The following is a 19,959-nucleotide window of genomic DNA, read 5'->3' on the forward strand; positions in this document are numbered from 1 at the left end:
CTCAGACTCCGGCGGTCGCGGGGGCTTCGGACAGGTCGGCGGGCGAGGCCAGATGGCCCAGTACCGCGGTGGCGGCGGCGACCTGGGGCGAGACCAGATGGGTGCGTCCGCCCTTGCCCTGCCTGCCCTCGAAGTTGCGGTTGGAGGTGGACGCGGAGCGCTCGCCGGGAGCCAGTTGGTCGGGGTTCATGCCCAGACACATCGAGCAGCCCGCGTGCCGCCATTCGGCGCCGGCAGCGGTGAAGACCTTGTCCAGGCCTTCCTCGACGGCCTGCAGCGCGACCCGTACGGAGCCGGGGACCACCAGCATCCGTACGCCGTCGGCGACTTTGCGGCCTTCCACAATGGCGGCCGCGTTGCGCAGGTCCTCGATACGGCCGTTGGTGCAGGAGCCTACGAAGACGGTGTCGACCTTGATGTCGCGCAGCGGCTGGCCAGCGCTCAACCCCATGTATTCCAGGGCCCTTTCGGCGGCGTGCCGCTCCGAAGCGTCCTCGTACGAAGCCGGGTCGGGGACGTTCGCCGACAGGGGCGCGCCCTGGCCGGGGTTGGTGCCCCAGGTGACGAACGGCGCCAGTTCGGCGGCGTCGATGAACACCTCGGCGTCGAAGACGGCGTCGTCGTCCGTGCGCAGGGTCTTCCAGTAGTCGACGGCGGCGTCCCACTCGGCGTCCTTGGGGGCGTGGTCGCGGCCCCGCAGATAGTCGAAAGTGGTCTCGTCGGGGGCGATCATGCCGGCCCGGGCGCCCGCCTCGATCGACATGTTGCAGATGGTCATCCGGGCCTCCATCGAGAGCTTCTCGATGGCGGAGCCGCGGTATTCCAGGATGTAACCCTGGCCGCCGCCGGTGCCGATCTTCGCGATGATGGCCAGGATCAGGTCCTTGGCGGTGACACTGTCGGGCAGTTCGCCCTCGACCGTGATGGCCATGGTCTTGGGGCGGGCCAGCGGCAGCGTCTGGGTGGCCAGCACATGCTCCACCTGGGAGGTGCCGATGCCGAACGCAAGCGCGCCGAAAGCGCCGTGGGTGGAGGTGTGCGAATCGCCGCAGACCACGGTGGTGCCGGGCTGGGTCAGACCCAGCTGCGGGCCCACGACGTGGACGACGCCCTGTTCGACGTCGCCCAGCGGATGCAGACGTACGCCGAAGTCGGCACAGTTCTTGCGCAGCGTCTCCAACTGGACGCGGGAAACCGGGTCGGCGATGGGCTTGTCGATGTCGAGGGTCGGGGTGTTGTGATCCTCGGTCGCGATGGTGAGGTCGAGCCTGCGCACCTGGCGGCCGTTGAGGCGCAGCCCGTCAAAGGCCTGGGGGCTGGTCACCTCGTGCAGCAGGTGCAGATCGATGAAGAGGAGGTCGGGCTCGCCCTCGGCGCGCCGGACGACATGGTCGTCCCAGACCTTCTCCGCGAGTGTCCTACCCATCGCTTTCCCTCCGGCCGGCTGGTCCGCCGACACAACTAGAGATCTTGTCGCGAGCCCGTTGGTCCGCGGGTCGCAACTCCAGGGTGGCGGGTTCTCGGAAAAATTGAACTTGCGTTTCACAGTGTGAGACGTGAATATCGTTGCATGGACAACTCTAGCGGCGTCGGCGTTCTCGACAAGGCAGCTCTGGTACTGAGCGCACTGGAGTCCGGTCCGGCCACCCTCGCCGGGCTGGTCGCGGCGACAGGGCTTGCACGACCCACGGCACACCGCCTTGCCGTGGCACTGGAACACCACCGGATGGTGGCGAGGGACATGCAGGGCCGGTTCATCCTGGGCCCGCGGCTGGCGGAGCTCGCCGCCGCGGCGGGCGAGGACCGGCTGCTGGCCACGGCCGGGCCCGTGCTCACGCATCTGCGCGATGTCACCGGCGAGAGCGCGCAGCTCTACCGCCGGCAGGGAGACATGCGCATCTGCGTGGCCGCGGCCGAGCGGCTGTCCGGACTGCGGGACACCGTGCCGGTCGGCTCCACGCTCACCATGAAGGCCGGCTCTTCGGCCCAGATCCTGATGGCCTGGGAGGAGCCGGAGCGGCTGCACCGCGGACTGCAGGGCGCCCGTTTCACGGCGACGGCCCTGTCCGGCGTACGGCGCCGGGGCTGGGCCCAGTCGATCGGCGAGCGCGAGCCGGGCGTGGCGTCCGTCTCCGCCCCCGTGCGTGGCCCCTCGAACCGCGTGGTCGCCGCCGTCTCGGTATCCGGGCCGATCGAGCGTCTGACCCGCCACCCGGGCCGGATGCACGCGCAGGCGGTCATCGACGCCGCGGCCCGCCTGAGCGAGGCGCTGCGCCGCTCCGGCTGATCCACGCTGTTCACGTACCGGCCGGCCGCTTCCACGCCGCAGCGGCCGGCCGGACGCGCTTTTCGGAAGGATGGGGCCTCGGCAAGATGGGGCCTCGGCGGCTTTCAGGGCCACCGAAGGGTGCGTGGCCCCGCGCAGCGCAGCCGCAGGCGCAGCCCGCCGCCGTCCTCGCCGCGCAGCTCCACCGCCTCGCAAAGGCTCCGCAGCAGCCAGAGCCCGTCGTGCTGCCCCGCGTCCGGCCCCGGCGGTACGAAGCCCGCGTAGGGCCCTGGCAGGGGCGCCTCGCGGTCCAGTGCCAGCATGTCCCACACCACGGCGCCCGGCTCCTCCCAGACGCGTAGCTCCGCATCTGTCGCACCGAGCTCCAGCAGCCAGGTCAGCGCCTCATTGGCCAGCGTCTCGGCCAGCGCCACCCGCTGCCCGGCCAGGCCCGCCGCTTCGGCCCGCAGCCGCGCGAAGCGCCGTACTGCCGCGAGGGAGGCCGGCGGTTCGAGGAGCGCGGCGCTCGCGGGCGGCGGCGGGAGGGGGCCCTGCCCGGCCGACGCGTAGATCTCGGGGTCCGTGTACGTCCCGCAGGGCAGCACCAGGTCCCCCACCACATGACGCGGGTGGGTGGCCCAGGCGGCCTCCACGACGTGGTCGGGCACGGTCCTGGTGTCGTACGTGCAGATCAGCCGGGCCCGTGTGTGCGCCAGCAGCACATTGAGTCCGGACTCCATCCGCTTCCACTCGGCGATCTGACGTGGGCACTTCCCCGCCCACACCGGCTCGGCGATCATCCGCACCGGGCGGCCCGGCTCCCCGTACCGGTTCGAGTACCGCAGGAACGCGGCGACCCGGCCCACCGGCCGGCGGCCGAAGCAGGCGGTGTCGGCGGTGTCGAGAGCCAGGGCCCACTCCCCCAGCGCGTCCCGCAGGAGTTGGATGTTGGCGGGCGTGGTCACGGCGAGCACCGGCTCCCCCGCGGCCAGCCCCTCCTCGGCGAACGGCACGGCCATCGCCAGGAATTCCTCGTCGTCGCCGTACAGGCAGGCGTGGTGAACAAATCCGTTGTGGGACGGGTCAGTTGACACGGTGGTCTCCAAGCCACAGACCGGGTGTCTCGTCCCAGCCGACCAGCGCGATCACATTCCGCAGATGCGGGGCGAGGCCGGTCAACTCCACGTGGTGGCCCGAGTTTCGCGTCCGGGCGAAGCCGATCAGCATGCGCAGTCCGCCGAGATCGAGGAACTCCAGCCTGGAGAGCTCGAGTTGGAGATCGCCTTCGACGGACGCGATGACCTCGAGCGCGCCACGCAGATGACGGTGCGTGTGGACGTCCACCACGCCCTCGATCCTCAGTCCCGGCGGCCGGCGGATGCGGGTGATGCGTAACTCGGCTGTGCGTACGAGTGGTTCCGCGTCGGCAGCCTCCATGCGCGGAGTATCCGCCGCTGCGAGCGCTGGAGGAAGGAGGGGGACGGAGAAGGATACGAGGCAGACGCGAAGAGGCCCTCCGCATGCGCGGAGGGCCTCTTAGATGCGTACCCCCGACCGGATTCGAACCGGCGCTACCGCCTTGAGAGGGCGGCGTGCTAGGCCGCTACACAACGGGGGCCTTGCGGATAAGCTCCGCGAGCTGGCCTACCAGGACTCGAACCTAGAATGACGGTACCAGAAACCGTAGTGTTGCCAATTACACCATAGGCCATGGTGGTTTAGACCAGTACCCCCGACCGGATTCGAACCGGCGCTACCGCCTTGAGAGGGCGGCGTGCTAGGCCGCTACACAACGGGGGCCCTAGCGATCCCACCCGGCGGGAGCCAGGTGATGTCACCGCATGATCATCGGGTGCGACCCTGATGATCAACGGGATGGATCTGTACCCCCGACCGGATTCGAACCGGCGCTACTGCCTTGAGAGGGCAGCGTGCTAGGCCGCTACACAACGGGGGCTTTGCAGAAGATCATTTCTGCGAGCTGGGCTACCAGGACTCGAACCTAGACTAACTGAACCAGAATCAGTCGTGCTGCCAATTACACCATAGCCCACCAAAACTCAACCCCCTGGAGGGGGTTTGTTTGGCTCGCGCTCCCCGGCCGGACCTCTTGGTCCTCTCGGGCGGCGCAGGAAGAACATTACCCGAAGGTGTCCGGCGCTCCAAAACGGGTATCGCCGCGCAGCAGGCCAGGGAGCTGGTCGAGTCCGGTGATCCGGGTGAGCTCGGGCCGGCCTCCAAGACCGGTGCGGTCCAGCCAGATCCCGGCCAGTCCGGCGGCGACGGCGCCCTGGGCGTCGATGTCGGGATGGTCCCCTACATAGGCGACCTCGTGCGGCGCGAGCGCGAGCTCGTCGCAGGCAGCGTGGAAGGCGCCGGGTTCGGGCTTGGACATGCCCAGTTCGACGGCGCACACGACGGCCTCGAACCGGTCCCGTACACCGAGAACGCGCAGCTTGCGGTCCTGGTTGTGGATGCTGGAGTTGGACAGGACGGCATGGCGGTAGTCGTCCGCGAGCAGGTCCAGCACGGGCACGGTGTCCGGGAAGAGCGACCAGGCGGCCTCGTAGTGGGCGACGTGCCGGTCGAACCAGGCATCCGCGTCGGCGTCGCTGAGCGGCGTACCGAGAAAGCTGCGCACGCGGTCCCGGCGCTGCCCCTGGAAGTCGGTCTCACCGCTGGCGAAGCGGGCCCAGTGGAGTTCGGTCATCTCCCGCCATGAGTCGAGGGCCTGCCCCACGGATTCGTATCCGTCGGGCATGCCCTCGATCTGCAGATGCTCTCGCATGCCGACGCGGTCGGCGCTGGTGTAGTCGAAGATCGTGTCGTCGATGTCCCAGAGCACGGCTCGGATCGTCATGATCCGAGTTTAGGCGGCCGGCTTCGCCAGCGCCGCGTCGATCCGCGACAGCGTCCGCTCCTTGCCCAGGATCTCCAGCGACTCGAAGAGCGGCAGACCCACCGTGCGGCCGGTGACCGCGACGCGGACCGGGGCCTGGGCCTTGCCGAGCTTCAGGCCGTGCTCCTCGCCCGCCGCGAGGACCGCGTTCTTGAGCGACTCCGGGCTGGACCAGTCCGCGTCGGCCAGCTTCTCGCGGGCCGTACGGAGCAGGGCGTCCGAGCCCTCCTTCATCGCCTTCGCCCAGGACGCCTCGTCCTCGACCGGGGCGTCCAGGAAGAGGAAGTCGACGTTGGCGGTGATGTCCGAGAGGACGGTCAGCCGGGTCTGGGCGTGCGGGGCGATCGCCTGCCAGGCCGCCTCGTCGAACTTCTCCGGGGCCCAGTTGGCGTGCGGGGCATGCAGCCAGGGGCGGCACGCCTCGATGAAGTCCTTCACATCCAGCCGACGGATGTGGTCGGCGTTGATCGCCTCCGCCTTCTTCAGGTCGAAGCGGGCCGGGTTGGCGTTGACGTCCGCGATGTCGAACCTCTCGACCAGCTCCGCGACCGAGAAGACGTCCTGGTCGGCGGAGAAGGACCAGCCGAGCAGCGAGAGGTAGTTGAGCAGGCCCTCGGGGAGGAAGCCGCGCTCGCGGTAGACGTTGAGGGACGCCTGCGGGTCGCGCTTGGACAGCTTCTTGTTGCCCTCGCCCATGACGTACGGCAGATGCCCGAAGGCAGGCGTCTGTTTGGCGATACCCAGCTCGATCAGCGCCTTGTAGAGCGCGATCTGGCGCGGGGTGGAGGACAGCAGGTCCTCACCGCGCAGGACGTGCGTGATCTCCATCAGCGCGTCGTCGACCGGGTTGACCAGCGTGTAGAGCGGGGCGCCGTTGGCGCGGACGATGCCGTAGTCCGGGACGTTGTCCGGGGTGAAGGTGAGCTCGCCGCGGACCAGGTCCGTGAAGGTGATCGGCTCGTCGGGCATCTTGAAGCGGACGATGGCCGGCCGGCCTTCGGCCTTGTACCGCGCGATGCGCTCGGCGGAGAGGTTGCGGCAGGTGCCGTCGTAGCCGGACGGCTTGCCGGCCAGGCGGGCGGCGTCCCGGCGGGCCTCCAGCTCGACGGCGGTGCAGAAGCACTCGTACGCGTAACCGCCGGCCATCAGCTTCTCGGCGACGTCCTTGTAGATGTCCATCCGCTGCGACTGGCGGTAGGGGGCGTGCGGGCCGCCGGCCTCGGGGCCCTCGTCCCAGTCCAGGCCGAGCCAGCGCATCGAGTCGAGCAGCTGGTTGTACGACTCCTCGGAGTCGCGGGCCGCGTCGGTGTCCTCGATGCGGAAGACCATGGTGCCGCCGTTGTGCCGGGCGAAGGCCCAGTTGAACAGGGCGGTGCGGACCAGACCCACATGCGGGTTGCCGGTCGGCGAGGGACAGAAACGTACGCGGACGTTCGCGTTAGCCACGCTTGATCACCTTGTTGGTGAGAGTGCCGATGCCTTGAATGGTGACGGCGACCTCGTCGCCGACGTTGAGAGGGCCGACCCCGGCGGGGGTGCCGGTGAGGATCACGTCGCCGGGGAGCAGCGTCATGGCCTCGGTGATGTTGACGATCAGGTCCTCGATGGAGTGGATCATCTGGCTCGTACGGCCGAGCTGGCGCTGTTCGCCGTTGACCGTGCACTGGATGGCCAGGTCGCTCGGGTCGAGGTCGGTCTCCACCCAGGGGCCGAGCGGGCAGGAGCTGTCGAAGCCCTTTGCCCTGGCCCATTGCTTCTCGCGCTTTTGCACGTCGCGCGCGGTGACGTCATTGGCGCAGGTGTAGCCGAGGATGACGTCCTTGACGCGCTCGCGCGGGACCTCGCGGCACATCCGGCCGATGACCACGGCCAGTTCGGCCTCGTGGTGCAGTTCGTTCGAGAAGGAGGGGTACGCGATCGGGTCGCCGGGGCCGACCACCGAGGTGGACGGCTTGAAGAACGCGAACGGCGCGTCGGGGACCTCGTGGCCGAGCTCCGCCGCGTGCTCCGCGTAGTTGCGGCCGAAGGCCACGACCTTGTTGGGAAGCACGGGCGGCAGCAGCCGGACCTTGCTCAGCGGGACCTTCGTGCCGGAGAGCTCGAAGTCCGCGAACGGGATGCCCTTGATGATGTCGAGGACGAGACCGGCTGAGTCACCGGTGCCTTCGCCCTCGACCGCGCCGAAGGCGACATTGCCGTCGATGGAGAACCTGGCGATGCGCACGGGATGCGGGTGCCCCTCTACTTACGCTGACTGGAGTGTGACGCTCCAGGCTAACGCGGCCGGGCACATCCCCAGGCGAGTGAGCCGAAGGGGCGCGTGGCTGCCGAAAGGGAGCGCGCGCGGAGGTCCCGAGGAACGAGGGATCGAGCACGGTCGACCGTCGGCAGAGCTTGAGCGCCCCGTGGGGGTCCCCCCGCCGAAGGCAGGGGGAGAAGCGAGCCTCAGGAAAGGGGGGCGTCCACGAGGATGGTGCGGCGGGGGTTGGCCGTCTGAGTGGGAAGATCGACCGTGTGCTCCAGCTGCTCCGGCGTCTGCAACTCCTCGGCGTCCTTGAGGTGCGCGAGGGTGGTGCGCCGGGGGTTGGCTATGTTGCGGAACATCGTCGTCGTCTTCATCTGTTGTTTCAGACCCTGTCGGAGTACGGGCACCCAGGTGAGCACCGGTTGACGGATTTCCCATCCCTGTAAAGCGTCAGGCTAAACATCCAATTCCCCGGGAAGGCCACCGAGAGACAGCGATCTCCATGTGAGTTTCCTCACGAGTTGACCGTCAATTCGGTCATTCCAGACAGTCAACTACCCACAGGGAAACGGACATTACGTAACTGAAGGGAGCATTCCGCTCCTGATCATGGCGACTGGGACACCCCTCACCCCTAAGTGACTCGTAAGCAAAAGTCCGTTTCCTCCGCGAACTCTTTCTACTCCTTGTGACACAACGCTCACACCGTGTCATCCAGGTCACAGCCCGGTACACGGCTCTTGTTGGAGATCCGGCACTGTGCTGGAATTCCACGCACCGCCGCGGTTTCAGGCCGGCGCGCAAGGGGCGCAACGCAGCGCCGAGTGCGGCGGGGAAGGGGGAGCAGCGCCGGTCACTCACGACCACCACTGGGGCGCGTTCTTCGCCCCACGACGCCGACACCGTCCCGCCGTGCAAGCGGAGGGACGCCTGGTCCAGAGGTTGCGACGCTAGTGCAGGGACGTTTCAAGAGGGATGGCAGCGCTGCGGCGGAACAGGAGCCGCGCGGCGGGACCGACCGCGGATCCTCGCCCCGGCACACCCAGAACCAGGGACCGGCAGCGCCCGGCGACAGCGGCGAACGTGCCGCACGCCCCGGCGCGGCGGCACCCGGCGGCGACGGGCCCAAGGCCCCGCTGAAGCCGAAGGGGCCCACGGAAACCGGTTCGCGAATAGCACTGCGCAACTGGCGCATCAGCACGCGTCTGGTCTCCCTGCTGACCCTGCCGGTCGTCGCCGCGACGACGCTGGGCGGACTCCGTATCAACGAGTCCATGGACGACATGCGGCAGCTGGATCACATGCAGCTGCTCACCAAGATGACCAAGCAGGCGACCGAGCTGGCGCAGGCGCTCCAGTCGGAGCGGGACCTGTCGGCGGGTCCGCTGGTCAACAACACCCCGGTCGCCGACTTCAAGATCGCCGGACCGCGAGCCGCGACCGACCGGGCCAGGAAGTCGTTCCTCGAAGCCACCCGTGACATCCCCAACACGGACGAGGACGACGCGCTGGAGAGCATCCGCGCCAATGCGAACCAGATCGCCGTCCAGGTCAACCAGCTCAACGGCATCCGTGAGACCGCCTACACCCAGGGCAACTCCCTGACGGTGGAGGGCTACAGCCGGCTGATCGAATCGCTGCTGAGCCTCTCCCAGGACATGGCGCAGGCGACCAGCAACCCGGAGATGATCAAGCGGACGCGCGCCCTGGCGGCCTTCTCCGCCGCCAAGGAGTACGCCTCCATCCAGCGCGCGATCATCGCCGCCGCGCTGCCGGGCGGCGCCGACTCGGCCGGTCCTGGCCTCGCCGAGAACGACCGGCTCTACGGCAAGGCCGCCCGCGACAACGGCGAAACCCAGCTCAAGGCCTTCAAGTCGGTCTACGAGTCCTCCGGCGGCAACGCCGACGAGCTGACCGAGCCGATGGAGAACGGCAACCCGACGATTACCGCGTCCGAGCTGTACGCCAAGCGCGCGCTGGACAACAAGAACGGTCTGGCCGGCCTGGACAAGCGCTCGCACCTGGACTGGACCGACGACTACTCGGTCCGCATCAACGCCATGAAGACCATCGAGGCCACGCTGCTCGGCCAGATGGAGGGCAAGGCCCGTGAGCTGCGCGATCAGTCCCAGCGCGACGCGATCATCAACGGTGCGCTGATCCTCGTCGTCCTCGGCGTCTCGCTCGTCGGCGCCTTCGTCGTGGCCCGCTCCATGATCCGCTCGCTGCGCCGGCTGCAGGACACCGCGACCAGGGTCGCCCAGGACCGGCTGCCCGAGCTGGTCAAGCAGCTCTCCGAGGCCGACCCGCAGGACGTCGACACCTCCGTCGAGTCCGTCGGTGTGCACTCCAGGGACGAGATCGGCCAGGTGGCCGCGGCCTTCGACGACGTGCACCGCGAGGCGGTCCGACTGGCCGCCGAGCAGGCGCTGCTGCGAGGCAACGTCAACGCGATGTTCACCAACCTCTCGCGCCGCAGCCAGGGCCTTATCCAGCGTCAGCTCTCGCTCATCTCCGAGCTGGAGTCCCGCGAGGCCGACCCGGACCAGCTGTCCTCCCTCTTCAAGCTGGACCACCTCGCGACCCGTATGCGCCGGAACGGCGAAAACCTCCTCGTCCTCGCGGGCGAGGAGCCGGGCCGCCGGTGGACCCGGCCGGTCCCGCTGGTCGACGTGCTCCGTGCCGCCGCCTCCGAGGTGGAACAGTACGAGCGCATCGAACTGGCCGCGGTCCCCGCGACCGAGGTCGCGGGCCGCGTCGTCAACGACCTTGTGCACCTCCTGGCCGAGCTGCTCGAGAACGCGACCTCGTTCTCCTCGCCGCAGACCAAGGTCCGCGTCACCGGTCACGCGCTGCCCGACGGCCGCGTCCTGGTCGAGATCCACGACACCGGCATCGGCCTCTCCCCCGAGGACCTCGCCGCGATCAACGAGCGGCTGGCGTCGCCGCCCACCGTGGACGTCTCGGTCTCGCGCCGCATGGGTCTGTTCGTGGTCGGCCGACTGTCCCTGCGGCACGGCATCCGCATCCAGCTGCGCCCCTCCGACTCCGGTGGCACGACCGCGCTGGTCATGCTCCCCGTCGATGTCGCCCACGGCGGCAAGAAGGCCCCGGCCATGCCCGGTGCGGGCGGCCAGGGCGCCGTTCCCCCGGCGCAGGGCGGTCCGGCGAGCCTCGGCGGCCGTCCGGGCGGTGGGGCCGGCGGCGCCGGCGGCGGTAGCCGTCCCGGTCTCGGCGGTGCTCCCGCGGGCGGCCGGCTCGGTGCCGGTGCGCCGCGCGGCCAGGTCGGCGCGGGCTCGGCTCCGCGTGCCGCGCTGCCGCCCCGTGACGAGGCTGCGCGCCCGGGTCAGGGTCAGCAGGGCGGTCAGGGCGGCGGTCTCGCCGGCGCCTTCGGCTCGAGTGCGGGCCGCGGGGCGCAGAACGCTCCCGCCCGTAACGAAGCACGCCAGAACGGCTTCCAGCAGGGTGCTCCGGCCGCGGGTGACCGAGGCCGGCAGCTGCCGCCCTCCGGCGGCCCGCGCGCCGAGCTCCCCGGCGGCAACCCCCGCCGCGAGGAGCCGCAGCGCCCGCAGCGTCCGCAGGCGGCCAGTTGGGGCAGCGAGCAGCCGTCGGCCCCGCAGCGTCCGACGGACGCGCCGCGTGGCCACGAGCACAGCGCCTCCACCCGCGGTCCCGGATCGACGGAGGAGTTCGCACGGCCCGATTTCAACGCGCCGCCGCCGCGGGGCGCCAACACCGGAGCCGCTTCGGGCTCCACAGGACAGTTCGTACGCGGCGATGTGTACGGCACGCCTGACCCCTCGTCCACGGGCCAGTACGCCCGCCAGGACCTGAACGGCTCACAGGACCCGGCGTCCACAGCTCAGTTCGCTCGTCCCGATTTCAATCCTCCGGCACCGCGCCAGCGCGGCGGCCGGGACAACTCCGGCTTCGCCGCGCCGCGCCCCGCTGGGGGCACCTCCCATGCCGGAGGCCATGGGGGAGCGCTGCCCCCGCAGCCGCAGCCCGAGGCGCTGCCGCCGGCCGGCCCCGGCGACGGCCGTACGCCGCTGTACGACACGCTCGAGACGAACTGGTTCCACGGCACTCAGAACGGTCAGCAGGGCGGTCAGCCGGCACAGCAGCAGCCGCAGCAGCCGGCGGACCGTCCCGTTCCACCGATGCCGCAGCGCTCCCCGGCGCAGACCCCGGTGACCCCGGGCAACGCGCCCAATGCGAGTGTTGCCGCCTGGCGCACCTCGCCCAATGACGAGTTGGTACGCCAGGCGGAGCGGGTCAGGAAGCCCGCGGCCGGCGGTGTCACCACCTCTGGTCTGCCCCGCCGGGTCCCGCGCGCCAACCTTGTGCCGGGCACCGCACAGGAGCAGAACAACCAGGCCGGTCCGCAGGTTTCGCGTGCGCCTGACGACGTACGCGGCCGACTGACCAATCTCCGTCGGGGCATTCAGCAGGGCCGTCAGCAGAACAGCTCGACGACCGGCAGCTTCAACCTCGGCCCCACTCACCAGCAGGAGCGTTAGTTGAGCCCGATGAGCCAGGCGGCGCAGAATCTGAACTGGTTGATCACCAACTTCGTGGACAACACCCCTGGGGTGTCCCACACGGTGGTGGTCTCCGCCGACGGTCTTCTGCTGGCAATGTCCGAAGGATTCCCCCGCGACCGCGCCGACCAACTGGCGGCTGTGGCGTCCGGGCTGACCTCGCTGACCGCGGGGGCGTCCCGGATCTTCGAAGGCGGCCCGGTCAGCCAGACCGTTGTCGAGATGGAGCGCGGCTTCCTCTTCCTCATGTCCGTCTCCGACGGTTCCTCGCTGGCCGTGCTCGCACACCCCGATTGCGACATCGGCCTCGTGGGCTACGAGATGGCTCTCCTGGTGGACCGGGCGGGCAGTGTCCTCACTCCGGACCTGCGCGCCGAGCTCCAGGGAAGCCTGTTGCACTGAACCTGCCCACCCCACACAGGTGCTTCAGCCATACGCCACCGCACAGTCACCGTCAGGTCGCCCACAGGCCCCCCACCGGCCCACTCAGACGGCACGCCGACCACTTGCTGTCACGCCCGGAGGATTCATGACCCCGCCACCCGCCTCTCACGATCCGTACGGCGCCTCAGTCGACGCGTCGTACGGATTTGAGGGCGATCAGCCGCTGGTCCGTCCGTACGCCATGACCGGAGGCCGGACCCGGCCGCGCTACCAGCTCGCCATAGAGGCGCTGGTCAGCACCACGGCCGACCCGGCGCACCTCGGGACACTGCTCCCCGAGCACCAGCGGATCTGCCACCTGTGCCGTGAGGTCAAGTCCGTGGCCGAGGTCTCGGCGCTGCTGTCGATGCCCCTGGGGGTGGCCCGGATCCTCGTGGCCGACCTGGCGGAGGCGGGCATGGTGGCGATCCATCAGCCGGGCAACGGAGAGGCCGGCGGCACGCCGGATGTGACACTGCTCGAAAGGGTGCTCAGTGGACTTCGCAAGATCTAGCGGCGGTGCAGCCCGCTCAACCACCAGCGCGAAGATCGTGGTGGCGGGCGGCTTCGGCGTGGGCAAGACCACGTTCGTCGGCGCCGTCTCGGAGATCAACCCGCTGCGTACCGAAGCCGTCATGACGAGCGCCTCCGCAGGCATCGACGACCTGACCCACACCGGGGACAAGACGACGACCACCGTCGCCATGGACTTCGGCCGTATCACCCTGGACCAGGACCTGATCCTGTACCTGTTCGGCACGCCCGGACAGGACCGCTTCTGGTTCATGTGGGACGACCTGGTCCGCGGTGCGATCGGCGCGGTGGTGCTGGTGGACACGCGTCGTCTCGCGGACTGCTTCCCGGCGGTCGACTACTTCGAGAACAGCGGCCTGCCCTTTGTCGTCGCCCTGAACGGCTTCGAGGGACACCAGCCGTACAACCCGGAGGAGGTGCGCGAAGCTCTCCAGATCGGTCCGGACGCTCCGATCATCACCACCGACGCCCGCCATCGCGCGGACGCCAAGAGCGCGCTGATCACACTGGTCGAGCACGCACTGATGGCACGGCTCAAGTAGACGGTCGAATGGACGCTCAAGTGGACGCCGACGTACGGCAGTTGTCGTAGTTGTGAGGGGGCGGGCTGTGTCGATTGACACGGTCCGCCTCCGTGTTCATAACGTTTCGACAGAGAATTACCCGGCCTCGGACACCCGGTGCATACGAGTGGTACCACTGCGCTCACATTAGCCTCACCATTTGACGGGGCTCGCTCCTTATGCCCCGTTTTATCTGAGGCCTGCACCACTCGGAATGGCTGATTCCAACTGTTTGGAAGGGGGCCGCTCGACGTGCTGAAATCTGGCGAACTCCCTAGTAGTAGAGCTCTGAACGAAACACGGCACAGCGTAGGTGCCGACGCCGAGAGGTTGTTGGTCGAGTGAGGCGAAGCATGACGAGCTCCGCAGAGCAGCAGGCGCGGGGCAACTTCACCCCGCCGCCGCGCACAGCGGCGTCGCCTGCGGATGCGCCCGGTCCGTCCCCGGCTCCTGGAAGCTCCAGCCGGCTGTCCCCGCGCAACTGGCGGGTGCCCACCCGTCTGAACGCGATCCTCCTCATCCCCGTGCTCGTCGGTCTGGTGATGGGCGGCTTCCAGGTCAAGTCCTCCATCGACACCTGGGACGAGGCGCAGGACGCCGAGAAGACGGCGCTGATCGTGCGCGCCGCCTCGGAGTACGGCCAGGCGCTGCTCAACGAACGTGACCTCACGGCCGCGACGCTGCTCACCGCCACCAGCGAGGCAGACCGCCAGAAGCCCCCCGTCACCAAGGCGTACGAGACCACGGACGCCGCGAAGAAGAAGTTCGACCTGGCCATCCAGGACATGCCCGACAAGCAGGGTCTGGATCGCCGTCTGAGCCTCTTCCGCGCGGAGGAGCCGACCCTCGCCAAGCTCCGCCTGGCCGCGTACACCAAGGCCCTCGACCCGGTGAAGACCGAAGAGGGCTACGTCAAGGTCCAGCACTCGCTGATGGAGTTCTCCAACGAGCTCGGCCTCGGCACCGGCAACATCACCAGCTACGGCCGTACGGTTTACGCGGTCCAGCTGGCCAAGGCCGCCGCGTCGCTCCAGCGCTCCATCGGCATGCACCTGCTGGTCCGCCCCAGCGCGGACGACACCGTCCGCGCCCAGCAGACCGTGGCGTTCAACTCGTACAACTACCTCGAGCAGATCGCGATCGGCGAGTACGTCTCCGGCGGCACCCAGGCCGACACGGACAAGCTGAAGCAGATCATGGCGGGCAAGGCCGCCGCGGGCGAGAAGCAGCTCAAGGCCCTGGGCCTCAACCCTCCGCGGGACAAGAGCGGCCAGGTCCTGGCCGGCATGGCCGGCAAGATCGGCGAGGGGCTGAGCCCCAAGGAGCTGAAGAAGCTCGACGTCACGCCCGAGACCTGGATGGGCGCGTCCACCGCCAAGTTCGACGGCTACACCGAGATCGAGAACGAACTCGTCGACAAGGCCGTGACCGAGGCCGCGGCGATCTCCGACGACGCCAAGACCGACGCCATCACCAACGGCGGCATCGTCGTCATCGCCCTGCTCACCGCCTTCATCCTGGCCGGCCTCATGGCCCGCCAGATGAGCCGCTCGATGCGCCAGCTGCGCACCGCCGCCTTCGGCATCGCCGAGCAGCGTCTGCCGATGCTGGTCGACCAGCTCTCGCGTACGGAGCCGGGCCGCGTCGACACCCGCGTGCAGCCGATCCCGATCGACAGCCAGGACGAGATCGGCGAAGTCGCCCGCGCCTTCGACCAGGTCCACCGCGAGGCCGTGCGGCTCGCCGCCGAGCAGGCCATGCTCCGTGGCAACGTCAACGCGATCTTCACCAACCTGTCGCGCCGCAACCAGTCGCTGATCGAGGGCCAGCTGACCCTGATCACCGACCTGGAGAACAACGAGGCCGACCCGGACCAGCTGGAGAACCTCTTCAAGCTGGACCACCTGGCGACCCGTATGCGCCGCAACGGCGAGAACCTCCTGGTCCTCGCCGGTGAGGAGCCGGGCCGCCGCTGGAACCAGCCGGTGCCGCTGGTCGACGTGCTGCGTGCCGCCTCCTCCGAGGTGGAGTCTTACGAGCGCATCGAGCTGACCGGCGTCCCGGAGACGGACATCCACGGCCAGGCCGTGACGGACCTTGTGCACCTGCTGGCCGAGCTGCTGGAGAACGCCACCACGTTCTCCTCGCCGCAGACCAAGGTGCGCGTCACCGCGACCCGTCTGCCCGACGGCCGCGTGATGATCGAGATCCACGACAAGGGCATCGGCCTGACCGCCGAGGACTTCGCGGACATCAACCACAAGCTGGCCAACCCGCCGACGGTGGACGCCGCCGTCTCGCAGCGCATGGGCCTGTTCGTGGTCGGCCGCCTTGCCGACCGGCACGGCATCCGCGTCCAGCTGCGCCCCTCCGGCGAGCAGGCCGGCACCACCTCGCTGGTCATGCTGCCCGACGCCATCACACATGGTGGCGGTGGCCAGCCGCTGCCCGAGGACGACTTCACGGTCTCCCAGATCATTCCGGAGCAGCAGGTCTTCGAGCCCGCCCCGATTCAGAGTGCCCCGATGCGCACCGCCGCGGAGCTCGGCTTCGACGACTCCCGCTACGAGGACTCTCCGAAGCTCGACCCGGTGGGCCGCTCGCTGATGCGCGAGGAGCGCCGTGCGGCGCTGGAGGCGCAGGCTCAGGGCGGCGAGCGGCCGCTCTACGGGGACGAGACGCAGTACCCGCAGGAGCAGCAGCAGTACGCCTCCGAGTACGGCCAGGAGTACGCGCAGGACTACGCCCAGGAGCAGCCGCAGGCGTACGACGGCTACCAGCCGCAGGGCGGATACCAAGGGCCCCAGGAGCACCAGGAATCCGCATATGCGGAAGCCACTTACCAGTCTTCGCAGACGCCGGAGCCGCAGTACGACGGACAGTTCGACACCCAGTCCCACCAGGCAGAGTGGCCGGAACAAGGTACGTACCAGAGTGCGTACGAGCCGGAGTACCGGACCGATTCGGAATCTGCCCCCGGCGCCCCCACGAACGCCCCGGAGCGCGTAGGCTTCGAACGTCCGGGACCCTCTCCGAGCAGCAGCCACGCGCTGACCGACGCCGGTCTGCCGCGGCGCGGCGGCACCCAGCAGCCGCAGCCCCAGCAGCAGTGGCAGCAGCCCGCCGAGCAGGCCCAGCAAGCTCCGCAGAGCGGTCAGGCCGAGGCGGCCGGCAACGGCGCCGGCTCCGAGGACTGGCGCTCGACCAACGACCAGCGCTGGCAGCGGGCGGAGAAGCTCCGCGAGCCGAAGGCGGGCGGGGTCACCCCCTCCGGTCTTCCACGGCGAGTGCCCAAGGCCAATCTCGTCGAGGGAACCGCGGAGCAGACGCCGCAGGGCGGCCCCCAGGTCTCCCGCGCCCCGGAGGACGTACGTGGCAGGTTGAGCAACCTGCGGCGCGGCGTCCAGCAGGGACGCAGCGCGGGAACGGACACGAACGGACCGGGCTTCGGCTCGGGCAGTACCTACAACCAGGAGCGTTAGTGTGAGCCCGATGAGCCAGGCGGCGCAGAATCTGAACTGGTTGATCACCAACTTCGTGGACAACACCCCTGGGGTGTCCCACACCGTGGTGGTCTCCGCCGACGGACTCCTGCTGGCGATGTCCGAAGGTTTCCCGCGGGACCGAGCCGATCAGCTGGCGGCTGTCGCCTCCGGTCTGACCTCGCTGACCGCGGGGGCGTCCCGGATCTTCGAAGGCGGCGCGGTCAACCAGACAGTGGTGGAGATGGATCGGGGCTTCCTCTTCCTCATGTCCATCTCCGATGGTTCCTCGCTTGCCGTGCTCGCACACCCGGAGGCCGACATCGGCCTGGTGGGTTACGAGATGGCTCTGCTGGTGGACCGTGCAGGCAGCGTGTTGACCCCGGACCTCCGTGCGGAGCTCCAGGGCAGTCTTCTCAACTAACAGACAGTGCGTTTCACGCCACCGCACCATAGGGTGCGGTGGCGCGGCTCCACAGGGACATGGACCGGCGACCGGCAGTCGGAGGAGGAAACGTGGCAACACCCCCGGGCGGACGCCCCTATGACGGTGCTCACCAACCGCCGGGTGATCACTCCCAGAACCGCTTCAACTTTCCCTCCGCGCCAAGCAGACAGGGCGCCCAGCAGCCCTACCAGCAGTCGCCGTACGACCCCTCGTACGACCAGCCGCCGCAGCCCCGGATCCAGCCGGTGCAGCGGCGGGCGCCGGAGCCCGCGCCTACGCACAACCCGTTGGTGCGCCCGTACGCCATGACCGGCGGCCGGACCCGGCCGCGCTACCAGCTCGCCATCGAGGCACTGGTCAGCACCACGGCCGATCCGTCAAGGCTGCAAGGGCAGTTGCCCGAGCACCAGCGGATCTGCCGGCTGTGCATCGAGATCAAGTCGGTCGCCGAGATCTCGGCACTTCTCACCATCCCCCTCGGCGTTGCCCGGATCCTTGTCGCCGACCTGGCGGAGGCCGGACTTGTCGCCATCCACCAGCCAGGCGGCGACGAGGCCGCCGGCGGCCAGCCAGCCGTGACACTGCTCGAAAGGGTGCTCAGTGGACTTCGCAAGCTCTAGCGGCGGTGCAGCCCGCTCAACCACCAGCGCGAAGATCGTGGTGGCGGGCGGCTTCGGCGTGGGCAAGACCACGTTCGTCGGCGCCGTCTCGGAGATCAACCCGCTGCGTACCGAAGCCGTCATGACGAGCGCCTCCGCAGGCATCGACGACCTGACCCACACCGGGGACAAGACGACGACCACCGTCGCCATGGACTTCGGCCGTATCACCCTGGACCAGGACCTGATCCTGTACCTGTTCGGCACGCCCGGACAGGACCGCTTCTGGTTCATGTGGGACGACCTGGTCCGCGGTGCGATCGGCGCGGTGGTGCTGGTGGACACGCGTCGTCTCGCGGACTGCTTCCCGGCGGTCGACTACTTCGAGAACAGCGGCCTGCCGTTCGTCATAGCTCTCAACGGTTTCGACGGACACCAGCCGTACAACCCGGAAGAGGTGCGGGAGGCGCTGCAGATCGGCCCCGACACCCCGATCATCACGACCGACGCCCGCCATCGTGCGGACGCCAAGAGCGCGCTGATCACGCTGGTCGAGCACGCACTGATGGCGCGCCTGCGGTAGCCGGTACCACGGCCGCGTGTCTCTGTTGAGGACGCCCTCGCCTCCTGCTTGGAGCGCGGGGGCGTCCTGCTGTTGTTTTCTCCCCCACCCCGCCCCTTCCCGTAACTGGGGGCAAGCCCCCAGCCCCCTCGTACGCCCGCTGGGGGTCCCCCACGCCCGCAGGGCGTAGGGGGCATCATCCTCATCTGCTGCGAGTCATCGCCGGGGCGAAGAAGGAGCTGAAGTTTCGCGGTTCCCAGTCAAGTTGACGGATGCCCAGGCTCACCGGGCGCCCAGGCGATGGACAGAGCTGCGCCGAGGAGGGCCAGCAGGAGGCCGACGAGGAAGCCGCCGAGGTTGGACATCGGAATCGACAGCAGGGCAAGCACGATCGCCGCGACACCCGCAAACACCCGCACGATGGGCTGGAACCACATGGTCAGGCCGAGCGTCACGAGGAGCACGCCGATGACCAGTGAGCCGGAGCCGGCAGTGGTGGCCATCTGGACGGTGAGTTGGCCGATCGCGAGGTCCGCGTACGGCAGATACACGATCGGCACCCCGCCCAGCATGGTCAGCAGCCCGGCCCAGAACGGCCGACTCCCACGCCAGTCGCCGAAGTGTAGCCAGAGGCCCTTGAGGTAATGGACGTTGCGCCTTGGAGAATCGACGCTCATGGAACAGCTCCCGGGGGCCAGGCTTCCTACGGACATGTGAAGAGAAGGGGCGGGCGCGGGGAATGATTTCTTCTCATCGGTCGCGGCGTGTCTAGAAGCACTCGTGAACGCCCTTGTAGAATCTCAGGCTGCTTCCGCTGGTCCTGGTAATTCTGGCGCTCGTTGCCAGCACGATTTGCTTGGAATTGGTCACCAAAACCGAATCGGCCTCCTGCGCGGCACGGGCGGGGTCCGTTTTATCCCCTTCCCTGATGCCCGGTCCCTTTCTGCTGGTCCCGGCGGCAATACCATTGTTTGTGTTCTTGAGCGTGATAGTGCCACTGTCGCTTTGGACTGTATCGGTGTACGTGTCACGAGCCGTGACCTGCTTTGCGGTCACCTTCACCGTGAACGTGCCGATCAGCGGGATGTCCCGAGCGACCACGGACTGGCAATAGCCCGTGGTCTTCGACTGCTTCAGGCCCGTGACCGTAACGGGAACGATCTTCCCGTCGTATCGCCGGTCTACGGCGCTGTACTGGATCAGCCCGATGCCTTCGGTGCGCTCAGCAGTTACTTTGAATTGCTGGTTGGAGACAAGGAACGATGCGGCAAGCGCGCCCTGGGCCAAGGCAACGAACAGCGCCGCGCTAGCGACGAGGCTGGGCACCATGACAACGGCAAACAGCCTCCATCTGATCCTGCCGTGCGTCCTGGACAAGACTCCTCCTCGTTTTTGAA

18 protein-coding genes and 5 tRNA genes are annotated in these 19,959 nt (G+C 68.8%); 9 read left to right on the forward strand and 14 right to left on the reverse strand.

All coding sequences use genetic code 11. The features are described from left to right. Position 1 precedes the first annotated feature (1 nt). Positions 2-1,426 (reverse strand): 3-isopropylmalate dehydratase large subunit, encoded by a 1,425-nt coding sequence (gene leuC, locus QFZ67_RS10845; RefSeq protein ID WP_307660882.1) that lies wholly within the window; start codon positions 1,424-1,426, stop codon positions 2-4. A 144-nt stretch (positions 1,427-1,570) separates the two neighbouring features. Between leuC and ndgR the strand changes: the two genes are divergently transcribed. Continuing rightward, the gene (ndgR, locus tag QFZ67_RS10850) at positions 1,571-2,287 is read left to right on the forward strand and encodes an IclR family transcriptional regulator NdgR (RefSeq protein WP_026278050.1); all 717 of its coding nucleotides are present in this window, start codon (positions 1,571-1,573) and stop codon (positions 2,285-2,287) included. Between the two features lie 104 nt (positions 2,288-2,391). On the opposite strand, the gene QFZ67_RS10855 is transcribed toward ndgR, so the two are convergent. The 11 genes from QFZ67_RS10855 to QFZ67_RS10905 all read right to left on the reverse strand — a co-directional run bounded on the left by QFZ67_RS10855 (position 2,392) and on the right by QFZ67_RS10905 (position 7,784). Continuing rightward, entirely contained in the window at positions 2,392-3,360 is a 969-nt protein-coding gene (locus QFZ67_RS10855) for an MEDS domain-containing protein (RefSeq protein WP_307660883.1), read from the reverse strand. Then, the gene (locus QFZ67_RS10860; RefSeq protein ID WP_307660884.1) at positions 3,350-3,703 is read right to left on the reverse strand and encodes an STAS domain-containing protein; all 354 of its coding nucleotides are present in this window, start codon (positions 3,701-3,703) and stop codon (positions 3,350-3,352) included. Before QFZ67_RS10860 ends, QFZ67_RS10855 begins: the two co-directional genes overlap by 11 nt. 108 nt (positions 3,704-3,811) lie before the next feature. Continuing rightward, positions 3,812-3,884 (reverse strand) — tRNA-Glu (locus tag QFZ67_RS10865). A 21-nt stretch (positions 3,885-3,905) separates the two neighbouring features. Beyond that, positions 3,906-3,977 (reverse strand) — tRNA-Gln (locus QFZ67_RS10870). A 16-nt stretch (positions 3,978-3,993) separates the two neighbouring features. Beyond that, positions 3,994-4,066 (reverse strand) — tRNA-Glu (locus QFZ67_RS10875). Positions 4,067-4,150: 84 nt separating this feature from the next. Continuing rightward, positions 4,151-4,223 (reverse strand) — tRNA-Glu (locus tag QFZ67_RS10880). Positions 4,224-4,247: 24 nt separating this feature from the next. Next, a tRNA-Gln gene (locus QFZ67_RS10885) sits at positions 4,248-4,319 on the reverse strand. A gap of 87 nt (positions 4,320-4,406) precedes the next feature. Beyond that, a complete protein-coding gene (locus tag QFZ67_RS10890; RefSeq protein WP_307660885.1) occupies positions 4,407-5,126 on the reverse strand; it encodes an HAD family hydrolase in 720 nt (239 codons plus the stop codon). A gap of 9 nt (positions 5,127-5,135) precedes the next feature. After that, positions 5,136-6,611 carry a glutamate--tRNA ligase gene (gene gltX / locus QFZ67_RS10895; RefSeq protein ID WP_307660886.1) on the reverse strand — a complete coding sequence of 492 codons (1,476 nt, stop codon included), beginning with the start codon at positions 6,609-6,611 and terminating at the stop codon, positions 5,136-5,138. Continuing rightward, a complete protein-coding gene (locus QFZ67_RS10900; RefSeq protein WP_307660887.1) occupies positions 6,604-7,389 on the reverse strand; it encodes a fumarylacetoacetate hydrolase family protein in 786 nt (261 codons plus the stop codon). The genes gltX and QFZ67_RS10900 overlap by 8 nt, the downstream gene beginning before the upstream one ends. A 221-nt stretch (positions 7,390-7,610) precedes the next feature. Further along, positions 7,611-7,784, reverse strand: coding sequence for a hypothetical protein (locus tag QFZ67_RS10905; RefSeq protein ID WP_307660888.1), 174 nt, complete (start codon positions 7,782-7,784; stop codon positions 7,611-7,613). Between the two features lie 579 nt (positions 7,785-8,363). On the opposite strand from QFZ67_RS10905, the gene QFZ67_RS10910 reads away from it, so the two are divergent. From QFZ67_RS10910 to QFZ67_RS10945, 8 genes are all read left to right on the forward strand, one after another. Next, positions 8,364-11,930, forward strand: a complete 3,567-nt coding sequence (locus QFZ67_RS10910; RefSeq protein WP_307660889.1) for a nitrate- and nitrite sensing domain-containing protein — start codon at positions 8,364-8,366, stop codon at positions 11,928-11,930. 9 nt (positions 11,931-11,939) lie between these two features. Further along, on the forward strand, positions 11,940-12,353 hold the full coding sequence (locus QFZ67_RS10915) for a roadblock/LC7 domain-containing protein (protein WP_005311457.1): 414 nt from the start codon (positions 11,940-11,942) through the stop codon (positions 12,351-12,353). Positions 12,354-12,480: 127 nt separating this feature from the next. Continuing rightward, on the forward strand, positions 12,481-12,888 hold the full coding sequence (locus QFZ67_RS10920) for a DUF742 domain-containing protein (protein WP_307660890.1): 408 nt from the start codon (positions 12,481-12,483) through the stop codon (positions 12,886-12,888). After that, on the forward strand, positions 12,869-13,450 hold the full coding sequence (locus QFZ67_RS10925) for an ATP/GTP-binding protein (protein ID WP_307660891.1): 582 nt from the start codon (positions 12,869-12,871) through the stop codon (positions 13,448-13,450). Before QFZ67_RS10920 ends, QFZ67_RS10925 begins: the two co-directional genes overlap by 20 nt. Positions 13,451-13,812: 362 nt before the next feature. Then, entirely contained in the window at positions 13,813-16,953 is a 3,141-nt protein-coding gene (locus QFZ67_RS10930; protein ID WP_373429979.1) for a nitrate- and nitrite sensing domain-containing protein, read from the forward strand. Positions 16,954-16,963: 10 nt separating this feature from the next. After that, complete coding sequence (locus tag QFZ67_RS10935; RefSeq protein ID WP_307665799.1) at positions 16,964-17,377, forward strand: roadblock/LC7 domain-containing protein; 414 nt, start codon at positions 16,964-16,966, stop codon at positions 17,375-17,377. A 92-nt stretch (positions 17,378-17,469) separates the two neighbouring features. After that, complete coding sequence (locus tag QFZ67_RS10940) at positions 17,470-18,021, forward strand: DUF742 domain-containing protein (protein ID WP_307660893.1); 552 nt, start codon at positions 17,470-17,472, stop codon at positions 18,019-18,021. Further along, a complete protein-coding gene (locus tag QFZ67_RS10945) occupies positions 18,002-18,583 on the forward strand; it encodes an ATP/GTP-binding protein (RefSeq protein WP_050791473.1) in 582 nt (193 codons plus the stop codon). The genes QFZ67_RS10940 and QFZ67_RS10945 overlap by 20 nt, the downstream gene beginning before the upstream one ends. Before the next feature lie 239 nt (positions 18,584-18,822). On the opposite strand, the gene QFZ67_RS10950 is transcribed toward QFZ67_RS10945, so the two are convergent. Together QFZ67_RS10950 and QFZ67_RS10955 are read right to left on the reverse strand one after the other, a co-directional pair. Continuing rightward, positions 18,823-19,239: a DUF6114 domain-containing protein gene (locus QFZ67_RS10950; protein WP_373429980.1), complete on the reverse strand. Its 417-nt coding sequence runs from the start codon at positions 19,237-19,239 to the stop codon at positions 18,823-18,825. A gap of 91 nt (positions 19,240-19,330) precedes the next feature. Continuing rightward, entirely contained in the window at positions 19,331-19,891 is a 561-nt protein-coding gene (locus tag QFZ67_RS10955; RefSeq protein WP_307660894.1) for a DUF6230 family protein, read from the reverse strand. Positions 19,892-19,959: the final 68 nt, after the last annotated feature.

It is taken from the genome of Streptomyces sp. V1I1, from assembly GCF_030817355.1.
GTDB lineage: Bacteria > Actinomycetota > Actinomycetes > Streptomycetales > Streptomycetaceae > Streptomyces.

Bases quoted from the DNA above. Each gene is read 5' to 3' on its own strand.
- leuC (WP_307660882.1), bottom strand. From the start codon at position 1,426: ATGGGTAGGACACTCGCGGAGAAGGTCTGGGACGACCATGTCGTCCGG.
- ndgR (WP_026278050.1), top strand. From the start codon at position 1,571: ATGGACAACTCTAGCGGCGTCGGCGTTCTCGACAAGGCAGCTCTGGTA.
- QFZ67_RS10860 (WP_307660884.1), bottom strand. From the start codon at position 3,703: ATGGAGGCTGCCGACGCGGAACCACTCGTACGCACAGCCGAGTTACGC.
- QFZ67_RS10890 (WP_307660885.1), bottom strand. From the start codon at position 5,126: ATGACGATCCGAGCCGTGCTCTGGGACATCGACGACACGATCTTCGAC.
- QFZ67_RS10905 (WP_307660888.1), bottom strand. From the start codon at position 7,784: ATGAAGACGACGACGATGTTCCGCAACATAGCCAACCCCCGGCGCACC.
- QFZ67_RS10915 (WP_005311457.1), top strand. From the start codon at position 11,940: ATGAGCCAGGCGGCGCAGAATCTGAACTGGTTGATCACCAACTTCGTG.
- QFZ67_RS10920 (WP_307660890.1), top strand. From the start codon at position 12,481: ATGACCCCGCCACCCGCCTCTCACGATCCGTACGGCGCCTCAGTCGAC.
- QFZ67_RS10935 (WP_307665799.1), top strand. From the start codon at position 16,964: ATGAGCCAGGCGGCGCAGAATCTGAACTGGTTGATCACCAACTTCGTG.
- QFZ67_RS10950 (WP_373429980.1), bottom strand. From the start codon at position 19,239: ATGAGCGTCGATTCTCCAAGGCGCAACGTCCATTACCTCAAGGGCCTC.
- QFZ67_RS10955 (WP_307660894.1), bottom strand. From the start codon at position 19,891: ATGGTGCCCAGCCTCGTCGCTAGCGCGGCGCTGTTCGTTGCCTTGGCC.